14 protein-coding genes and 1 pseudogene are annotated in these 15,834 nt (G+C 63.9%); 9 read left to right on the forward strand and 6 right to left on the reverse strand.

All coding sequences use genetic code 11. From position 1 onward, the window contains the following. Position 1 precedes the first annotated feature (1 nt). The 7 genes from BRA1417_RS0117860 (at position 2) to BRA1417_RS40560 (ending at position 4,774) form a co-directional block, all read left to right on the forward strand. The gene (locus BRA1417_RS0117860) at positions 2-343 is read left to right on the forward strand and encodes a Na+/H+ antiporter subunit C (RefSeq protein WP_027516945.1); all 342 of its coding nucleotides are present in this window, start codon (positions 2-4) and stop codon (positions 341-343) included. Then, positions 340-1,968: a monovalent cation/H+ antiporter subunit D gene (locus BRA1417_RS0117865; protein ID WP_027516946.1), complete on the forward strand. Its 1,629-nt coding sequence runs from the start codon at positions 340-342 to the stop codon at positions 1,966-1,968. The genes BRA1417_RS0117860 and BRA1417_RS0117865 overlap by 4 nt, the downstream gene beginning before the upstream one ends. Further along, entirely contained in the window at positions 1,965-2,453 is a 489-nt protein-coding gene (locus BRA1417_RS0117870) for a Na+/H+ antiporter subunit E (protein WP_027516947.1), read from the forward strand. The genes BRA1417_RS0117865 and BRA1417_RS0117870 overlap by 4 nt, the downstream gene beginning before the upstream one ends. Beyond that, positions 2,450-2,731 carry a K+/H+ antiporter subunit F gene (locus tag BRA1417_RS0117875; RefSeq protein WP_027516948.1) on the forward strand — a complete coding sequence of 94 codons (282 nt, stop codon included), beginning with the start codon at positions 2,450-2,452 and terminating at the stop codon, positions 2,729-2,731. Before BRA1417_RS0117870 ends, BRA1417_RS0117875 begins: the two co-directional genes overlap by 4 nt. Further along, complete coding sequence (gene mnhG / locus BRA1417_RS0117880) at positions 2,728-3,078, forward strand: monovalent cation/H(+) antiporter subunit G (protein ID WP_027516949.1); 351 nt, start codon at positions 2,728-2,730, stop codon at positions 3,076-3,078. The genes BRA1417_RS0117875 and mnhG overlap by 4 nt, the downstream gene beginning before the upstream one ends. Before the next feature lie 408 nt (positions 3,079-3,486). Further along, positions 3,487-3,615, forward strand: a complete 129-nt coding sequence (locus tag BRA1417_RS46020; protein WP_256379172.1) for a hypothetical protein — start codon at positions 3,487-3,489, stop codon at positions 3,613-3,615. 256 nt (positions 3,616-3,871) lie between these two features. Then, positions 3,872-4,774: a universal stress protein gene (locus BRA1417_RS40560; RefSeq protein WP_051448352.1), complete on the forward strand. Its 903-nt coding sequence runs from the start codon at positions 3,872-3,874 to the stop codon at positions 4,772-4,774. A gap of 85 nt (positions 4,775-4,859) precedes the next feature. On the opposite strand, the gene BRA1417_RS44815 is transcribed toward BRA1417_RS40560, so the two are convergent. The 4 genes from BRA1417_RS44815 to BRA1417_RS0117900 form a co-directional block, all read right to left on the reverse strand. Next, the gene (locus tag BRA1417_RS44815; protein ID WP_018458535.1) at positions 4,860-5,036 is read right to left on the reverse strand and encodes a hypothetical protein; all 177 of its coding nucleotides are present in this window, start codon (positions 5,034-5,036) and stop codon (positions 4,860-4,862) included. Positions 5,037-5,466: 430 nt separating this feature from the next. Next, complete coding sequence (locus BRA1417_RS0117890; RefSeq protein WP_027516950.1) at positions 5,467-6,051, reverse strand: DUF1254 domain-containing protein; 585 nt, start codon at positions 6,049-6,051, stop codon at positions 5,467-5,469. Continuing rightward, entirely contained in the window at positions 6,048-6,626 is a 579-nt protein-coding gene (locus BRA1417_RS0117895; RefSeq protein ID WP_007593444.1) for a DUF1214 domain-containing protein, read from the reverse strand. Before BRA1417_RS0117895 ends, BRA1417_RS0117890 begins: the two co-directional genes overlap by 4 nt. Positions 6,627-6,651: 25 nt before the next feature. Further along, the gene (locus BRA1417_RS0117900) at positions 6,652-8,940 is read right to left on the reverse strand and encodes a transglycosylase domain-containing protein (protein ID WP_027516951.1); all 2,289 of its coding nucleotides are present in this window, start codon (positions 8,938-8,940) and stop codon (positions 6,652-6,654) included. 294 nt (positions 8,941-9,234) lie between these two features. Between BRA1417_RS0117900 and BRA1417_RS0117905 the strand changes: the two genes are divergently transcribed. Next, positions 9,235-9,750 carry a YcgN family cysteine cluster protein gene (locus tag BRA1417_RS0117905; RefSeq protein WP_027516952.1) on the forward strand — a complete coding sequence of 172 codons (516 nt, stop codon included), beginning with the start codon at positions 9,235-9,237 and terminating at the stop codon, positions 9,748-9,750. A 169-nt stretch (positions 9,751-9,919) separates the two neighbouring features. After that, positions 9,920-11,500 carry an MDR family MFS transporter gene (locus BRA1417_RS0117910; protein WP_027516953.1) on the forward strand — a complete coding sequence of 527 codons (1,581 nt, stop codon included), beginning with the start codon at positions 9,920-9,922 and terminating at the stop codon, positions 11,498-11,500. Between the two features lie 6 nt (positions 11,501-11,506). Here BRA1417_RS0117910 and BRA1417_RS0117915 read toward each other — a convergent pair whose 3' ends face one another. After that, positions 11,507-14,008, reverse strand: a complete 2,502-nt coding sequence (locus tag BRA1417_RS0117915) for a GAF domain-containing protein (RefSeq protein ID WP_027516954.1) — start codon at positions 14,006-14,008, stop codon at positions 11,507-11,509. Positions 14,009-14,121: 113 nt separating this feature from the next. Then, positions 14,122-15,759 (reverse strand): annotated as a pseudogene (locus tag BRA1417_RS0117920) (thiamine pyrophosphate-requiring protein); the annotation flags it as partial. Positions 15,760-15,834: the final 75 nt, after the last annotated feature.

Here is a 15,834-nt window from a genome sequence, read left to right on the forward strand (position 1 = left end):
AATGGAGCTTAGCCTGGCCTTCGGCATAGGTGCGCTTACGGCGTCCGGAGTGTGGCTGATCCTCAGGCCGCGCACGTTTCAAGTCATCATCGGGCTTTCGTTGCTCTCTTACGCCGTCAATCTCTTCATCGTGGCCATGGGACGGGTGCGGACGGGAGCGCCGGTGCTGATCGCAAAAGAGATCGGGGATGCAACGAAACATGCTGATCCGCTACCACAGGCGCTCGTACTGACTGCAATCGTCATCAGTTTTGCAACGACGGCGCTGTTCCTTGTCGTTCTCCTCGCGTCGCGCGGCCTGGCTCGGACCGATCACGTCGACGGTCAGGAGCCTGAAGCGTGAGCGGAATCGCAAATCTGGTCGTTGCGCCCATCGTCCTGCCCCTGCTTGCCGGTGCAGGCATGCTGCTCTTGAATGGAGAGCGGCACCGCAACATCGTGGCTGCGGTTAACGTCGCCACGACGGTTGCACTCGTTTGTGTCGCGGTGATCTTGCTCGGAATGTCTGATTCGGGTCACCCCGAAATCAGGGAAGTCTATCGCCTGGGCGATTGGCCTGCGCCGTTCGGAATTGTCCTCGTTCTCGATCGGCTCTCCGGGCTCATGCTGCTCCTGACCAGCATCCTGGCGCTGGCGTCGCTCGTGTTCTCTCTCGCCCGTTGGCACCGGACAGGCGCGCATTTCCATCCGCTCTTTCAGTTTCTGTTGATGGGCCTCAATGGTGCCTTCCTGACCGGCGATCTCTTCAACCTGTTTGTCTTCTTCGAGTTGTTGCTGGCCGCTTCGTACGGACTTCTGCTGCATGGTTCCGGTCTCGCACGGGTGAAGGCTGGGTTGCACTACATCGTCATGAATCTGGTCGCGTCGCTATTGTTCCTGATCGGGGTCAGCCTGATCTATGGCGTCACCGGGACGCTCAATATGGCGGACCTCTCGGCGCGGATACCTGCAATCGCTGCGGAGAGCCGCGGTTTGCTCGAAGCAGGCGCCGGCATGCTGGCGGTGGCCTTCCTGCTCAAGGCCGGCATGTGGCCCCTGTGTTTCTGGCTGCCGACGGCCTACGCAGCCGCGAGTCCACCGGTGGCGTCGATCTTTGCGATCATGACCAAGGTCGGCGTGTATATCATCCTGCGTCTATCGCTGTTGCTTTTTGGTGAGGGCAGTGGCGCGTCAGCGGGCTTCGGCAGTGACTGGTTGTTATGGGGTGGGTTGGCGACGATCGCCTTCGGAGCGATCGGCACATTGGCATCCCAGGACACCGCCCGTCTCGGCGGCTTTTCGGTGCTCGTATCCTCCGGAACCGTGCTGGCAGCCGCGGGGACCGGGCAAGTCAGTGTCACCGGTGGAGCACTGTTTTACCTGGTCAGCTCGACCCTCGGCATCAGCGCGTTCTTCCTTCTGGCCGAACTCATCGAGCGCGGCCGCGAACCCGGAGCTGACGTGATCGCCGTCACGCGAGAAGCTTACGGAGATGACGATGCGGACCATACCGAAGAGGAAGTCGGCACGGCCATTGTGGCCACAATGGGATTGCTTGGCGTCGCCTTTATCGGGTGCGCACTGGTCATCGCCGGGCTGCCGCCGTTGTCGGGGTTCATAGCCAAATTCGCGCTGCTGACGGCGGTGCTTCGCCCCTCAGACATGCATCCGGGCGGTGCCGTTCCTGGCAGTGGATGGGCGCTCCTGTTGGCGCTCCTCGTATCCAGTTTTGCGGCGTTGGTCGCGCTGACCAGAGCAGGTATCCGCTCCTTCTGGGCCTCGCCAGATCGTACCGTGCCGCGTGTGCGCTTGATCGAGATGGCGCCCATCATGTTCCTGTTGATCATTTGCGCGGCCCAGACAGTGCTCGCCGGTCCGGTGATGCGTTTCATGCAGGCAACGGCGCAATCGCTGCACGCGCCGGCGGGCTACATCAGCGACGTCCTGGAGATCAGCGCCCAAGGCAGCCGAAAGGCGGGCGGCAAATGACGCGATTCCTGCCCTTTCCGCGGATGAGCTTCTGTCTGCTCGCATTGTGGCTACTGCTCAATCAGGCAGTCACGATCGGACATGTCCTTCTCGGTTGTGTGATTGCGCTCGTCGGCGGGCGGTTTCTCACCGTGCTGGAGTTACCAAGCACGCGCGTCAGGCGACCCGGCGTCCTTCTACGCCTGTTGGGATTGGTGGCGATCGATATCATCCGCTCCAACTTGGCGGTTGGCCGGATCATTCTCGGTTTTGGGCGCCGACAGCGAAAATCCGGGTTCGTGAACATTCCGCTCGATATGCGCAATCCCTACGGACTGGCGTTGCTGGCTTGCATCATTACCTCGAGCCCTGGAACGCTGTGGGTGAATTTCGATGCACAGAAGGGCTTGTTGATGATCCATGTTCTCGACCTGGTCGATGAAGCCGAGTGGATCCGCACGATCAAGCAGCGCTACGAACGCCATCTGCTGGAGATATTCGAATGAGCCAGCTCTTGCTGATCTACGCGCTTGTCGCCGCGCAGGTACTTCTGGTGTTGGCTATCGGCTGTGGCGCGGTTCGCATCTTTCGGGGGCCGCGAGCACAGGATCGCGTTCTGGGCTTCGACACGCTGTCCGTGAACGCGATGTTGTTGCTTCTGACGTTCGGGATTCGATCCGGCGAAACGCTCTATTTCGAGGCGGCTCTCGCCATGGCCCTCTTCGGTTTTGTCGGTACGGTTGCGCTGGCGAAGTTTCTGCTGCGCGGCGAGGTGATCGAATGAACGGCATCGAACACCTGCCGCCCTGGGCTGCGGCTCTCACGGCACTTCTCCTTCTTGCCGGCGCCGCCGTCACACTGGTCGGTTCGCTGGGCCTTTTGCGGTTCGGCACGTTCTACGAGCGGGTCCACGCGCCGACGCTCGGGACAACGCTGGGCACCGTATTCATTGCAGCTGCTTCAATCGTTTGCTTTTCGGTACTTCAGAGCAGGCCCGTGCTGCACGAAATCCTGATCATCGGGCTTGGCGTGGTAACCACGCCTATTGCCCTGACCGTATTGGTGGGCGCAGCGCGATTTCGCGATACCGCCGAAAAGAGTGCGCAGGTTCGCGGACCAGAGGGCAATTAGCGCGAGACGCGCGATTTCCTGCAGCAGGTTCCTTGACCTGCGAGTCGGTCAATCCAGGCTAAATGTCGCATTTGATTTCCTACATCGCATGCCCACCTCTAAGTGCATGATGCATGATGCTGAGTAGTAAACGGGTTCGCCGAAGTCTTTGCAGATTGGCCGCCTGATCGGAGGCAATCAGACCCGAACTCAGTCCACGTCGCGGCCGCGAGGCTCTAGCTCGCTGCCCCGCAGAGCGATGCACATGCCGCTCGCAAGCGAGCCGCACCGCAAACAGAGGCAGTGATGACTAGAACGCGACGACGCCGGATTTATAGGACCCAGCTGCAGATCCGCCGGTAACCCGGACGATTCATCTCGTCCGGGACGGTACCTCAATAGTTCTGCAACCACAGCCGGGAGTTTCTCATGTCGGTGTTTTTCGCGCTGCTCGTCCTGACCTCATGGGTCATGTTCATCTGGATTTCAGATCCCGATGGCTTCCGCGAGGCATTCGCTCGCCGCCGAGCGCCAATTCCTCACAACCCTAAAAGGTGACGTTGGGAGGTTCGCCTCCGTCACCGCGTACAACAGTTGCTTATGAGCGAGAAATATATCGTGCTCCGCATGTTCGCGGGGCGCGATGCTTGGTTGCTTCTCGGCTCCACATCGTCGGTCCAACTTGGTGGACTAAACGAACGAAGCCGACCGGCGACAGCGTCATAGGCCCTCCGCAAGGCAACCGAATTGCCGCGCTGGTCGAGCTTGCCAAGCCATCAGCCTGGCGGCCGTTCGCAATTATAAGGATTCTGATATGAATATCGTCGCTGCGACAGATTTCTCGACCCGGTCCAATCGCGCTTTGCGGCAGGCCGGCCTGCTGGCGCGCTCCCCTGATGCAAAACTGCACCTTGTTCATGTCGTCGACGAGGATCAGCCAGCGGAGCTGATCCGCATCGAAGAGCGTGAGGCACAGCGGGTGCTGGTTGAGCAGATCGCATCCATGCCGGAGCTGCAAAACGTTCAGTGCTACCCGACTGTGGTCAGGGGCCATCCCTTTGACGGGATATTGCGAGCGGCTGCAGCAGCCGACGCGGATCTCGTTGTAATGGGAGCCCATCGTAAGCAGTTTCTGCGCGACATCTTCACAGGCACCACAATCGAGCGTGTAATTCGCGGAGGAAGGTATCCGGTTCTGATGGTGAACAACGAGGCGCAGCGGCGCTATGAACGCGCTCTGGTGCCGGTTGATATGTCGGATACATCCGCCGATGCAATCCGCGTGGGCCTGTCCACCAGACTTTTGACAGAGGGCGCAACAACGATCCTTCACGCCTTCTCGCCGATGACGAAAGCGCGATTGGTCCGCTCCGGTGCGAGCGCGGCCGTCATCAGCGGATATGTCGATAGCGAGCGTCTAAAGGCAACGGAGGAGCTGACGAAGTTTCTGGTGGCGAACAAGCTCGGCACGCAGCGATGGTCTCTCCAGGTCGCCGAGGGCGGGCCCATGCAGGTCATCACCCGTGCTGTTTCGGAGAGGCAGTCTGACATGCTGGTGATGGGGACGCACGGGCGATCTGGATTGGTTCGGGCGTTGATCGGGAGCGTAACGGAAGAAGTCCTGCGTTCGGTGAGTGTGGACGTTCTCGTTGTTCCTCCGGTCGGCTCTGAACGTACAATGCCAAGCCGGCCGATCATCGCCGAACCGCAGGCGTGACGCGTACCGCGGCTCATCGCTCGCCGGCGAACCCTTCTTTTTTCCGCGAGACCACGGCTCCCGCTCTGTCGGGATGATCGATAGACTAGCGCCGCCGTCGTTCGCTGTCGCGCGCAGCCGGCTTTGCTGCTTGTGGTTTAGTTGAGCCCCGCGTGATCTTCAGCGGATCGCTGGCCGGAAAGGTTTGCTGCAATTGCCGGTCCAATTCCTCGTCGAGTTCCCGCTTCTCCCGCTGCTTCGATGTTTCGTCATGCTTTGGCATTGCTCAATCTCCGCGTTTAGCACTTGGTGACCGGCCGTCCGTGACCGAGGACAGTTGGCGCCAAAGCGAGCGGAATTGAGGATTTGGAATCAGTAAGGATCTCGAAGGAACAGCCCGGTGCTCGGGACACCCGCGGCGCTTAGTCTCGCCTGCTGCGGGGGGAGTGAGGTGCTTCTCCGATCATGGCACCTGCGCTCCGCCAAGAGAAAACCCGCGCAGGAATGCTCCGCGCGGGTGAACTTTCGATGATGCCATTCTGCCAGTGTTTTGCCCGACGAGTCAAAGCCGAACAGCGCGACGGGCAGGGATGTATCGGTCCGGCAAACGCCTATTTGGCGCAACAAAAAAGGCTAATGATTTCAATGCCCTCGCTACTGTGCATGGGGTTGTTTTTCGATTTTTTGTTTTTGCGCCGCCGAGGCGGCACGCCTCAGCGCCGTCCGCGCGGCGCTTCGGCCTTGGCGGGCGGCTCGGTCTGCGGTCCGCAGCTCGCGGCCGCGAGTGAGCCTTGCGCTTGCGGCATCAGGCCGGGCTCGGGGGCGAGCGCCTTCATCACGATCAGGCCAGTGGTGCTGGGGGAATCGATGATCAGGCGATCGGCGGCGGTGATCTCTTCGTCCTCCGGCAGCTCGTTGTGCTGCGGCTCGGTCATCAGGTCGAGCTCGATTACCTTCTTGCCGGCCGAGCGGTCGTTGATGGCGTAATAGGCGATCTCGTTGCGGGTGTAGAACGACACCGAGGTGTAGGCCTGGCTGACGGGGACCGTCAGCTTGATCGGCCCGTTCGACAGATCGTAGCGGCAGATCGCGAGCGCAAAGGCCGGGTCCATGAACGGCATCGGCGAGGTGCTGGGATCGGCGAGCGGAAGCTGCGTGACCGCGTTGAGCTTCGTCATCGGCGTCAGCCGCGAATAGGCGTCCTGGGTCGCGATCCGCGGCAACGCCAGCACGCTGACGAGATGGACCACGAGGCCCAGCACCACGCCGGCAACGATGGTGAACAACAGCCGGATCATGAGCAGCCCGCCGTCGTGATCGTGGGCATCGGCGCGTCGCGCTGGGTGCGGGTGGCAACGCCGACCGGGGTGTCGTAGAGCCGCAGCATCAGCGCGTAACGCTCGATGCCGCCGGTCGGAAGCCAGTTGCCGGCGCGCGAGCGCGAGGCGATGCGGATCTCGAACGAGCCGTCGGACTGCCGCACGATCTCCTGGCTGGTGAAGCCGTAGCGCTGCAGCGAATTCGGGACGAGATGACCCTTGCGGTCGTAGAGCGTCAGCGTCCAGAATCGCGCCGGCGGCGTCACGCCGGAGACCACGACGTCGCAGCGGCCGTCGAGCACCTTCTTCTTGTCGTCGGCGGTTGCGGTGAAGGCGACGCCATCGCCGGTGCCGATCGGCAGTTCGCCGTTGCGCACGATGGTGGCGCGCGAATAGGGATCGACGTCGGCGGTGCCGGTGCGCGGACGCGCGGTCCACGGGCCGATGGTCAGCGCGCCGATCTCGGTGCCGCGCGTCGTCGTCATCCAGGTCGCGCCGACGCCCACCACGGTTGCGAGCAGAAGGGCCGTCAATGTGATCAGGATCAGCCGCACTTGTTTCGATCAGTTCTTGTTTCGATTAGTTCTTGCGCGGGGCGGATGCGTTCGCATTCTCTTCCGCATAATTCTGCGGGAAGGCGAGCGCGCTCGTGGACGATGCCGGCTTGGCTTGTTTGGGATCGGTGGCCGCTGATTTGGTCGCGGTCCGGGCCGCGTCATCCAGCAGCTTCTCGACCCGCACCAACACGTCGGCGCCGCGCTTGGTCAAGACGGGCGGCGGACCGGGCTTGGTCTCCAGCACCTTCGGCGCGGCATTGGCCTGCGCGTTGGCGATCCGCTCGGGCGGCAGCTTCTGGCCCATGCCGATGCCGGCGATTTCCCGCACCTCGACGCCCTGATGCGCCGCGAGCATGATGTCGTGCCAGGTCTGCGCCGGCAGCGAGCCGCCGGTCATGCGGTTGGTCGGCGAATAGTCGTCATTGCCGTACCAGACCGCGCAGGTGAAATTGCCGGTGTAGCCGACGAACCAGGCGTCACGGTAAGCATTGGTCGTGCCGGTCTTGCCCGCGGTGGGAATGCCGTCGAGGGCGGCGCGCCGCGCGGTGCCTTCGCTGACGACGTGGCTCATCATGCCGGCCATGTCGGCAGCCACCGAGGCGGGAATGGCCTGGCGCGGCTTCGGCCCGTCGCGATCCCAACGCCAGACCGGATCGCCGGCGCCGGTGCGCACTTCCAGCACGGAATGCGGCGTCACCGCCTTGCCGCGGTTGGGGAAGGTCGCATACGCCACCGCGTGCTCGAGCACGGTGACTTCGTCCGAGCCGATCGGCAGCGACGGCGTGTCGGGCAGCGGCGCCTTGAGGCCGAAGCGGCGCGCGACCTCGACGATCTTGGCGCGGCCGATCTTGGCCGGGTTCGGCGCCTTCGGCTGCTCCTTCTGGCCGATCGCGATCGACAGCTTGACCGGCACCACGTTGATCGAACGCGTGATCGCCTGCGTCAGCGTCACCGCGCCGGAATAGGAATGGCCATAGTTCTGCGGGCACCAATTGCCGATGCAGACCGGGCCGTCGACCACGATCGAATTCGGCGTGAAGCCGTTGAGGAGCGCGGTGGTGTAGACGTAAGGCTTGAACGACGAGCCCGGCTGGCGGTAGGCGTCGGTGGCGCGGTTGAACTGGCTGGCGCCGTAGTCGCGGCCGCCGACCATGGCGCGGATGCCGCCGTCGAGATCGGAGACGACCGTCGCGGCCTGCGTCGCGTGATAATCGCGGCCGAACTGGCGCAGCTGGTTCTCGACCGCGTCCTCCGCGGCCTTCTGCACATTGGTGTCGATCGCGAGCCGGACCACGAAGACGCGCTCGGTGTAGGATTTCGGGAAGGTGTCGACCAGCTTGCGCATCTCGTCGAAGGCGTAGTCGAGATAGTAATTCGGCGACGCCTCGTAGCGGCGGTCGACCGCGAAGGCGGGATTGCGGCGGGCGCCGAACACCTGGCCCTCGGTCATGAAGCCGGCGTCGACGAGATTGTCGAGCACGACGTTGGCGCGGGCGCGGGCGGCGGGCAGGTTGATGTGGGGCGCGTATTTGGTCGGCGCCTTGAACAGGCCGGCGAGCATCGCGGCTTCGGCGAGCGTCACGTCACGTGCCGATTTGTTGAAGTAGAAATGCGCGGCGCCGTCGACGCCGAAGGTGCCGCCGCCCATATAGGCGCGGTCGAGATACAGCTTGAGGATTTCGTTCTTGGTCAGGCGCCATTCCAGCCAGACCGCGAGGAAGGCTTCGTTGACCTTGCGCTCGATGGTGCGCTCGTTGCTCAGGAACAGGTTCTTGGCGAGCTGCTGGGTGATCGAGGAGCCGCCCTGGCGGACGCCGCCGGCCTGGGCGTTGGTGACGAGCGCGCGCGCGGTGCCGGCGATGTCGATGCCGAAATGCTCGTAGAAGCGGCGGTCCTCGGTCGCGAGCGTCGCCTTGATCAGCACGTCCGGAAAATCTTCCAGCGGGATCGAATCGTTGTGCTTGATGCCGCGGCTGCCGATCGGGTTGCCGTAGCGGTCGAGGAAGGTCACCGCGAGGTCGGACTTCTTCAGCCAGTCCTCGTCCGCGGTCTCGCGGAAGGCGGGGATGGCGAGGGTCAGCATCACAACCAGGCCACCGAGGCCGAGGGTCGCAGCCTCCGACAGCGGCTCGATGAACACCCAGCGCTTCCAACGCCCGACATAGAAGCGGTCCATGAAGGTCGAGTAGCGCTCGTAGAGCTCGCGGATGCCCTTGGCCGAGGAGAACAGCGAGGAGTCGATGCGCGCATCGAGATCCAGGAAGAAATTCCGGATCCGGGCCTTCCAATGCGGTGGTATGATCTGGCGCACCTAGAACCCTTGCGGCTTGGTTCGAAAGCGTTCAAGCACCCGGCCGGGGCGGCATCGAGACGTCTTGCGGGAGTGTTGCGGCAAACCCAAGGCGCCCGGCCAGCGACGGTGGGGACTTGCTGTTCCTTCTAGCCGAGCAGGGCCTATAAACCAATGGTCACGCTTGCGATTTTGAACAACAGGCCTAATTGACCCCGGTTCATTACGGGCCTCACGCGGGCGTTGCTTGCGGCCCCACGGCCGCACGCCCTAGATGGCACCAGCCGTAGCTCTTTCGAACTTTTGTTGAGGCGCATGACCGCAGCTCCCAAACGACCTTCAGGCCAGGAAGGATTCTTCTGGAAAACCAAGACGTTGGAAGAGATGTCGGGGCCCGAATGGGAGAGCCTGTGCGACGGCTGCGGCCGCTGCTGCCTGAACAAGCTCGAGGAAGAGGGCACCGGCGACATCTACTTCACCCATGTCGGCTGCAAGCTGCTCGATGGGGTGACCTGCGGCTGCAAGGACTATGCGAATCGTTCCGACAAGGTTCCGGACTGCGTCCGCCTGACCCCGGCCAATGTCCGCGCCCTGAACTGGCTGCCGCCAAGCTGCGGCTACAAGCTCGTTGCGGAAGGGCGCGACCTCTATTGGTGGCATCCGCTGGTGTCAGGCGATCCCGACACCGTGCATGAGGCCGGGGTCTCCGTACGCGGACGGGTCGAAGGCAGCGAGGTGGAGATTCCGGACGACGAGCTCGAGAACCACATCGTGAAGTGGCCGGCGCAGCTGCCGAAACGAGCCCGCCTGAAGCGACGTCCGAAGGACTGATCCGCCAAGGGGTTTGAAGAGGGGATTCGGATCACGTCTTCGGGAGGGCCGTGGGATGGGATGCACCCATGCGCCGCGGTGCCTGCCTGAGAAGAACTTTGCTGTCTACATTGGACTGCATAGAACGAATCCTTCGCGGCGTTGCGCCGCCTCATGGCTTCCGATCGAGATGAACAAGTTCGAGCGGCAGAGCAGTTCTGCCGACACCCAGACATTGCCCGACGACATCGCCGAGGAATTGTCGCGCCTTCCGAGCGAGGTCTTGAGCGTCGATGACGCTCCTTCGCTCGCGCCGCCGGCGCCATTGTCGCAGGACGAGGTCCGCACCATCGTCATCAGCCTGATGCTGACGATGTTCCTGGCCGCACTCGACCAGACCATCGTCGCGACCGCGCTGCCGACCATCGGACGCCAGTTCCACGATGTCTCCAATCTCTCCTGGGTCATCACAGCCTATTTGCTCGCCTCGACCGCGGTCGCGCCGGTGTTCGGCACGCTCAGCGACATCTACGGCCGGCGCGTGATGATCATTATTTCGCTCAGCCTGTTCGTCGCGGGCTCGGTGCTGTGCGCGATTGCGCCGAACCTGCCGATGCTGATTCTTGCACGCGGTCTCCAGGGGCTGGGTGGCGGCGGCATCATGCCGGTGGTGCAGACCGTGATCTCCGACGTCGTGAGCCCACGCGAGCGCGGCCAGTACCAAGCCTATTTCTCCAGCGTCTGGATGGTCGGCGGCATTCTCGGCCCGGTCATCGGCGGCGTGTTCGCCGAGCATCTGCACTGGTCGATGATCTTCTGGATCAATGTGCCGCTCGCGGCCGCAGCGATTGCGCTGCTGTTGCCGAGGATGAAGAAGATCCCGGTATTCCACCGCAAGCGCAAGGTCGACTGGCTCGGCGGCGTGCTGCTGATGGCCTCCGCCGTCGTCTTCATGCTGGTGCTGACGTGGGGCGGCACGCGCTTTCCGTGGCTCTCGCCGACCGTGCTTGCGATGGTGGGCGGCGCCGTCGCGCTCGCGGTCACCTTCGTGTGGCACGCACGCCGCGCCGACGAGCCGTTCCTGCCGCTGCCGTTGCTCGGAGGATCGGTTGTGCCGTTCGGGCTGACGGCCGGCGGCTGCGCGCTCGGTGCGATCACGGGCCTCACCGTGCAGCTGCCGCTCTATTACGAGGCGGTCTATCACCTCAGCGCCAGCGAAGCGGGTCTTGCGCTGATTCCGCTCGCGGCGGTCTCGACCGTCGGCGCGGCCGTCGCCGGCCGCACCATGGCGCGCGCCAAGCACTACAAGCGGGTCGCCATCGTCGGAACGTCCTGGGCCGCGCTGTGCGGCCTCGCCCTCACGTTGACGACGCTGCCGCTCTGGGCGCTGCTGACGCTGATGGCTGCGTTTGCGCTTGGCCTCGGCACCACCTTTCCGGTCTGCGTGGTCTCGGTGCAGAATTCGGTCGCCCGTCCGCAGGTCGGCACCATCACCGGCGCCTTGAACTTCTTCCGCTCGCTGATGTCCTCGTTCACGGTCGCGGCCTTCGCGGCCATCCTGCTCATTGCACTCGGCGCCGACGTTCCGCTCGCCGGCGAGCATCACGGCGCCGTCAATGCGATCCCAGCCGACGACATGCGGCATGCGTTCCGCTACGTCTTCGGCGCCGCGACGGCGCTGATGGCCGGCGCCGCGCTCTGCCTGATCATGATGGAGGAGCGGCCGCTGGCCGGTCCGTCCACGACGCAACCCGTCGAGATGGCGGAGTAGGGACCGCTAGCCGCGGCCTCCGTCCGGAAAGCTGCTGTTTCGCGGCAATCGAATCGTGAACTCGGTGAACGCGCCGGGCTCCGTCGCGACGTCGATGGTGCCGCCGTGCTGCTTCACCACGATGTCGTGGCTCATCGACAACCCAAGGCCAGTGCCTTCGCCGGCCGGCTTGGTGGTGAAGAACGGATCGAACATCTTTTCCTTCACCTCGTGCGGAATGCCGGTGCCATTGTCGCGGATGCGGATCTCGATGCTGTCGCCCCGGTCGCGTGTCGCGGCGATCACCTCCGGCTCGTAATCGGCGGCGCCGTCATCCGACTTGCGCTTGGCCACCGCGTGGAAGCCGTTCGAGATCAGGTTCAGCAGCACCCGGGTGATCTCCTGCGGAAACACTTCCGCCTGCCCGGCCGCCGGATCGAGCTCGCGCCTCAGCGTCACGTCGAACTGTGGCTTCTCGGCGCGGGCGCCGTGATAGGCCAGGTTGAGGCTCTCCTCGACCAGCGCGTTGATGTCGCTCAGCCGATGCTCGCCGCCGCCCTCGCGGGAATGCAGCAGCATGTTCTTGACGATGGAGTCGGCGCGCCTGCCATGCTGCACGATCTTCGCGAGATTGTCCTTCAGAAGCCCGGTCAGCTCGTCGACCTCGCTGCGGACCTCGTCCGCGAGCGGGACAGGCGCGAGCGCCTCGTTCAGCTCGTCCGTCAGCTCGGCGGAGAGCGATGCAAAATTGTTGACGAAGTTGAGCGGGTTCTTGATCTCGTGCGCGATGCCGGCCGTGAGCTGGCCGAGTGAGGCCAGCTTCTCGGTCTGGACTAGCCGGTCCTGGGCTGCGCGCAAATCGTCGAGCGATTTGGCGAGGTCCCTGGTGCGATCCTGCACCTCGTTGAACAGGCGCGTGTTCTCGATGGCGATCACGGCCTGGTCGGCAAAGGTCTTGAGCAGGGCGATCGCCTTGTCCGGGAAGGGACCGGCCTCCGGACGCGTCACGCCGATGGTGCCGATCGCGACGCCGTCGCGCAGCATCGGGATCACCAGGATGCTGCGATAACCTCTGGTCCGCGCCAGCTCTCTCATGGCGTCCGTGAGGTCGGGCTCGTTCTGCATGTCGCTGCGGAATGCGAACTCTCCGCTTCTTGCCACCCGGCTGTGAATGCCGGACGCCGACAGCGGCGCCGGGAACGAGCTGAGCAGCTCTTCGTTGCCGGCTTCGTTGTCGGTGCTGAAGGCGGCCAGGTGCAGCAGGCCGTCGATGACGCGCGTGACGGTGGAGGAATGTCCGCCGACCAGGGATTTGGCGCTGTCGGAGATCGCCTGGAACACCGGCGTCACATCCGCCGGCGAGGCCGCGATCACCTTGAGGATGTCGGCGGTCGCGGTCTGCCGTTCCAGCGCCTCCCTCGTGGTATTGAACAGGCTGACATTCTTGATCGCGATCACCGCCTGGTCGGCGAAGGTCTGCAACAGTCGCACATGATGCTCGCCGAACGCGCCGGTCGCGCGCCGCGTGGCGATGATGACGCCGATGGCGTCACCGTCGCTCATCAGGGGCGCGAACAACATGCTGCGGTAACCGCGGGCGCGCGCGATGTCGCGGGCTGCCGGTTCGACCTCGGTGTCGGGCAATTGCGCCGCCGCCCCATCGGCCACGAGCCGGTAGGGCGGGAACTGCGCGAATGGCACCGGGAACGAGGACTGCAGCACGCGATCGCCGGCCGGATCGGTCGGCGTGAACGCCGCAAGGTGCGCGGCGCCGCCGATGTAGCGCAGCACCGCCGTGGAGAAGCCGCCGATCAGCCGGTTGGCGTTGGCGGCGATGGCATCGAACACCGGCTGTACGTCGGACGGCGAAGCGGCCATCACTTTCAAAATGTCGGCGGTGGCGGTCTGACGCTCCAGCGTCTCGCGTGTCTCGTTGAACAGGCGCGCATTCTCGATCGCGATCACCGCCTGGTCGGCGAAGGTCTGGAGCAGCTGCACGAGGTCGGCTGCGAACGCGCCGGGCTCGGCGCGGGTGACGCTGATCATGCCGACTGGCGTCCCCCGGTTCATCAGTGGCATGAACAGCACGCTGCGGAAGCCGCGCAGCCGCGCGAGATTCCGGTTCAGCTCCGGGACCTCCGCGGCTTCGCTATCTGGAAACTGGATCGTCTCGCCGCCACGCACCAGCGCGAAGGTCGGAAAGTCGGCAATCTTGCGCGGGAACGACGCCTTGAGCCCTTCGTCCGCCTCGGGATTGGTTGGTGTGAACGCCACGAGGTGGAGCTCGTCCTCGATGAACTGAAGCACGGTGGCGGAGAAGCCGCCGAGCAAACGCCGGGAGCTTGACGCGATCGCCTCGAAGACCGGCCGGGCATCGGAGGGAGAGGCTGCGATGGTGCGCAGAATCCCGGCGCTGGCGCTCTGACGATCGCGCGCGATCGCGAACTCGCTGCGAAGCTGCGCGTTCTCGGCCGTGGCCGACTGCAACAGGCGCGCGAGTTCCTCGATGTCGTTGGAAGGGGTGGTCATTCGCATTCCGGCTTGATGCCGCGACATGCGCGGCGCCCAGGCGGATTATCACATCTCCTGCGGCCGGAGCCAGCGTCCGCGACAGCGAGTTTGCTGTCGGAATCCAGCCCGCTTCACGTGCCCGGCCGCGACACCTCGGTCTCCTTGCTGGTGATGAACTCCAGCAGCACGGGAACGTCCTCCTGCGTCTTCTGGATGCCGCGCTTGATTGCGGGGATGATGTCCTCAGGTTTCGTCACCCTCTCGCCATAGCCCCCGAAGGCGCGCGCCATCGCGGCGTAGTCGCCGGAAATGTCGGTCGAGCGATATTTCTCGGTCGAGACCGGCATCACCTTCAATTCGATCGCCATCGAAAAATTGTTCAGCAGGATCGACATGATCGGAATGCGCTCGCGCACCGCGGTCTCGAAATCCATGCCGGTGAAGCCGATCGCGGCGTCGCCCCAGACATTGATGCAGAGCTTGTCGGGCTTTGCGAGCTTTGCGCCCATGGCCAGCCCAAGGCCGTAGCCGAGCTGCGTTGTCTTGCCCCAGCCGAGATAGGTGAGGGGCTCGACCGACTTCCAAAACGGCGAGAGCTGGTCGCGGGGGCTGCCGGCATCGTGGGTGATGATCGTGTTGCCGATGTCGACGGTGTGCTGCAGGTCCCACAGCACGCGATAGGGGCTCAAGGGCGCATCATTGCTGGTGAGCTTCGGCATCCATTTCGCCAGCCACTCCTTGTGCGAGGCCGCGATCTCCGCCGCGACCGCCGATGCGTCGCGATCCGCGGTGACGGTCTTACCGATCTCCTCCAGCAGCGCGTCGAGCACGAGCCCGGCATCGCCGACGAGGCCGATCCTGGCTTCCACGTCCTTGTTGAGATGGTTCGGGTCGAGTGTGGAGTGGATGATGGTTTTGCCTTTCGGCATCGCAACGCCGAAGCTTGTTTCAGTGAAGGAGCAGCCGATGCCGAAAATGACATCGGCCTCGGCCAGGAACTTCGGCACCGCGCGCGGCACCGCAAGGCCGCCAGAGCCAAGCGAGAGCGGATGCGTCTCCGGGAAGGACGATTTGCCTCCAAGGCTGGTGGTGACGGGAATGGCGAGCCGTTCGGCCAGCCGTTTCAGTTGCGGCCAGGCCTGCGCGTAATGCACGCCCTGGCCGGCATAGATCACCGCGCGCTTGGCGTTGACGAGCAGGTGGGCGGCCTCCTTCACATGAACAGGGTCCGCCCCATAGCGGGTGCGCAGCACAGGCGTGTAGTTCAGCGGCTCCGGCACCTCCTCGTTCCACATGTCCGCGGGGATCTCGACGATGACAGGCCCGCCGCGGCCGTTCTTCAGCTTGGTGAAGGCGCGGCGAAAAATGTTGGCGACTTCCGCGGCGAGGATGATCGGTTCGGACGATTTCGAAAACGCCTTCATCGCCGCGCTGGAATTGAAGTTCGGCTCGATATGCGCAAGCCGGCGCTGATAGCCCATCGGCAGCACCAGCACGGGAACGGATTCGCCGTAGCATTGCGCGACACCGCCCATCGCATTCTCAGCACCGGGGCCATGCTGCATGCAGAACGCGCCGATCGAGCGTCCCGATGTCACCCGCGAGATCGCATCCGCCATGTGGATGCCGACGCGCTCCTGCCGCACCATCACCGGCCTGATATCGGCCTTGGCCGCATGCTCGATCAGATGGTTGACCGGATAGCCGCAGAGGATCTCGATCCCCTCGCGCTTCATGATTTCCGCAATCGCAGTGCCGAGCTTCATGGCGTCTCTCTCCCTGGCGAGGCCGGTTGATCCGGCTGATTAGGGGAGAGAGGATCAGGAAATTGGCGGAGGGTAAAG

This window comes from Bradyrhizobium sp. WSM1417 (assembly GCF_000515415.1).
In the GTDB taxonomy this organism is placed as follows: Bacteria; Pseudomonadota; Alphaproteobacteria; order Rhizobiales; family Xanthobacteraceae; genus Bradyrhizobium.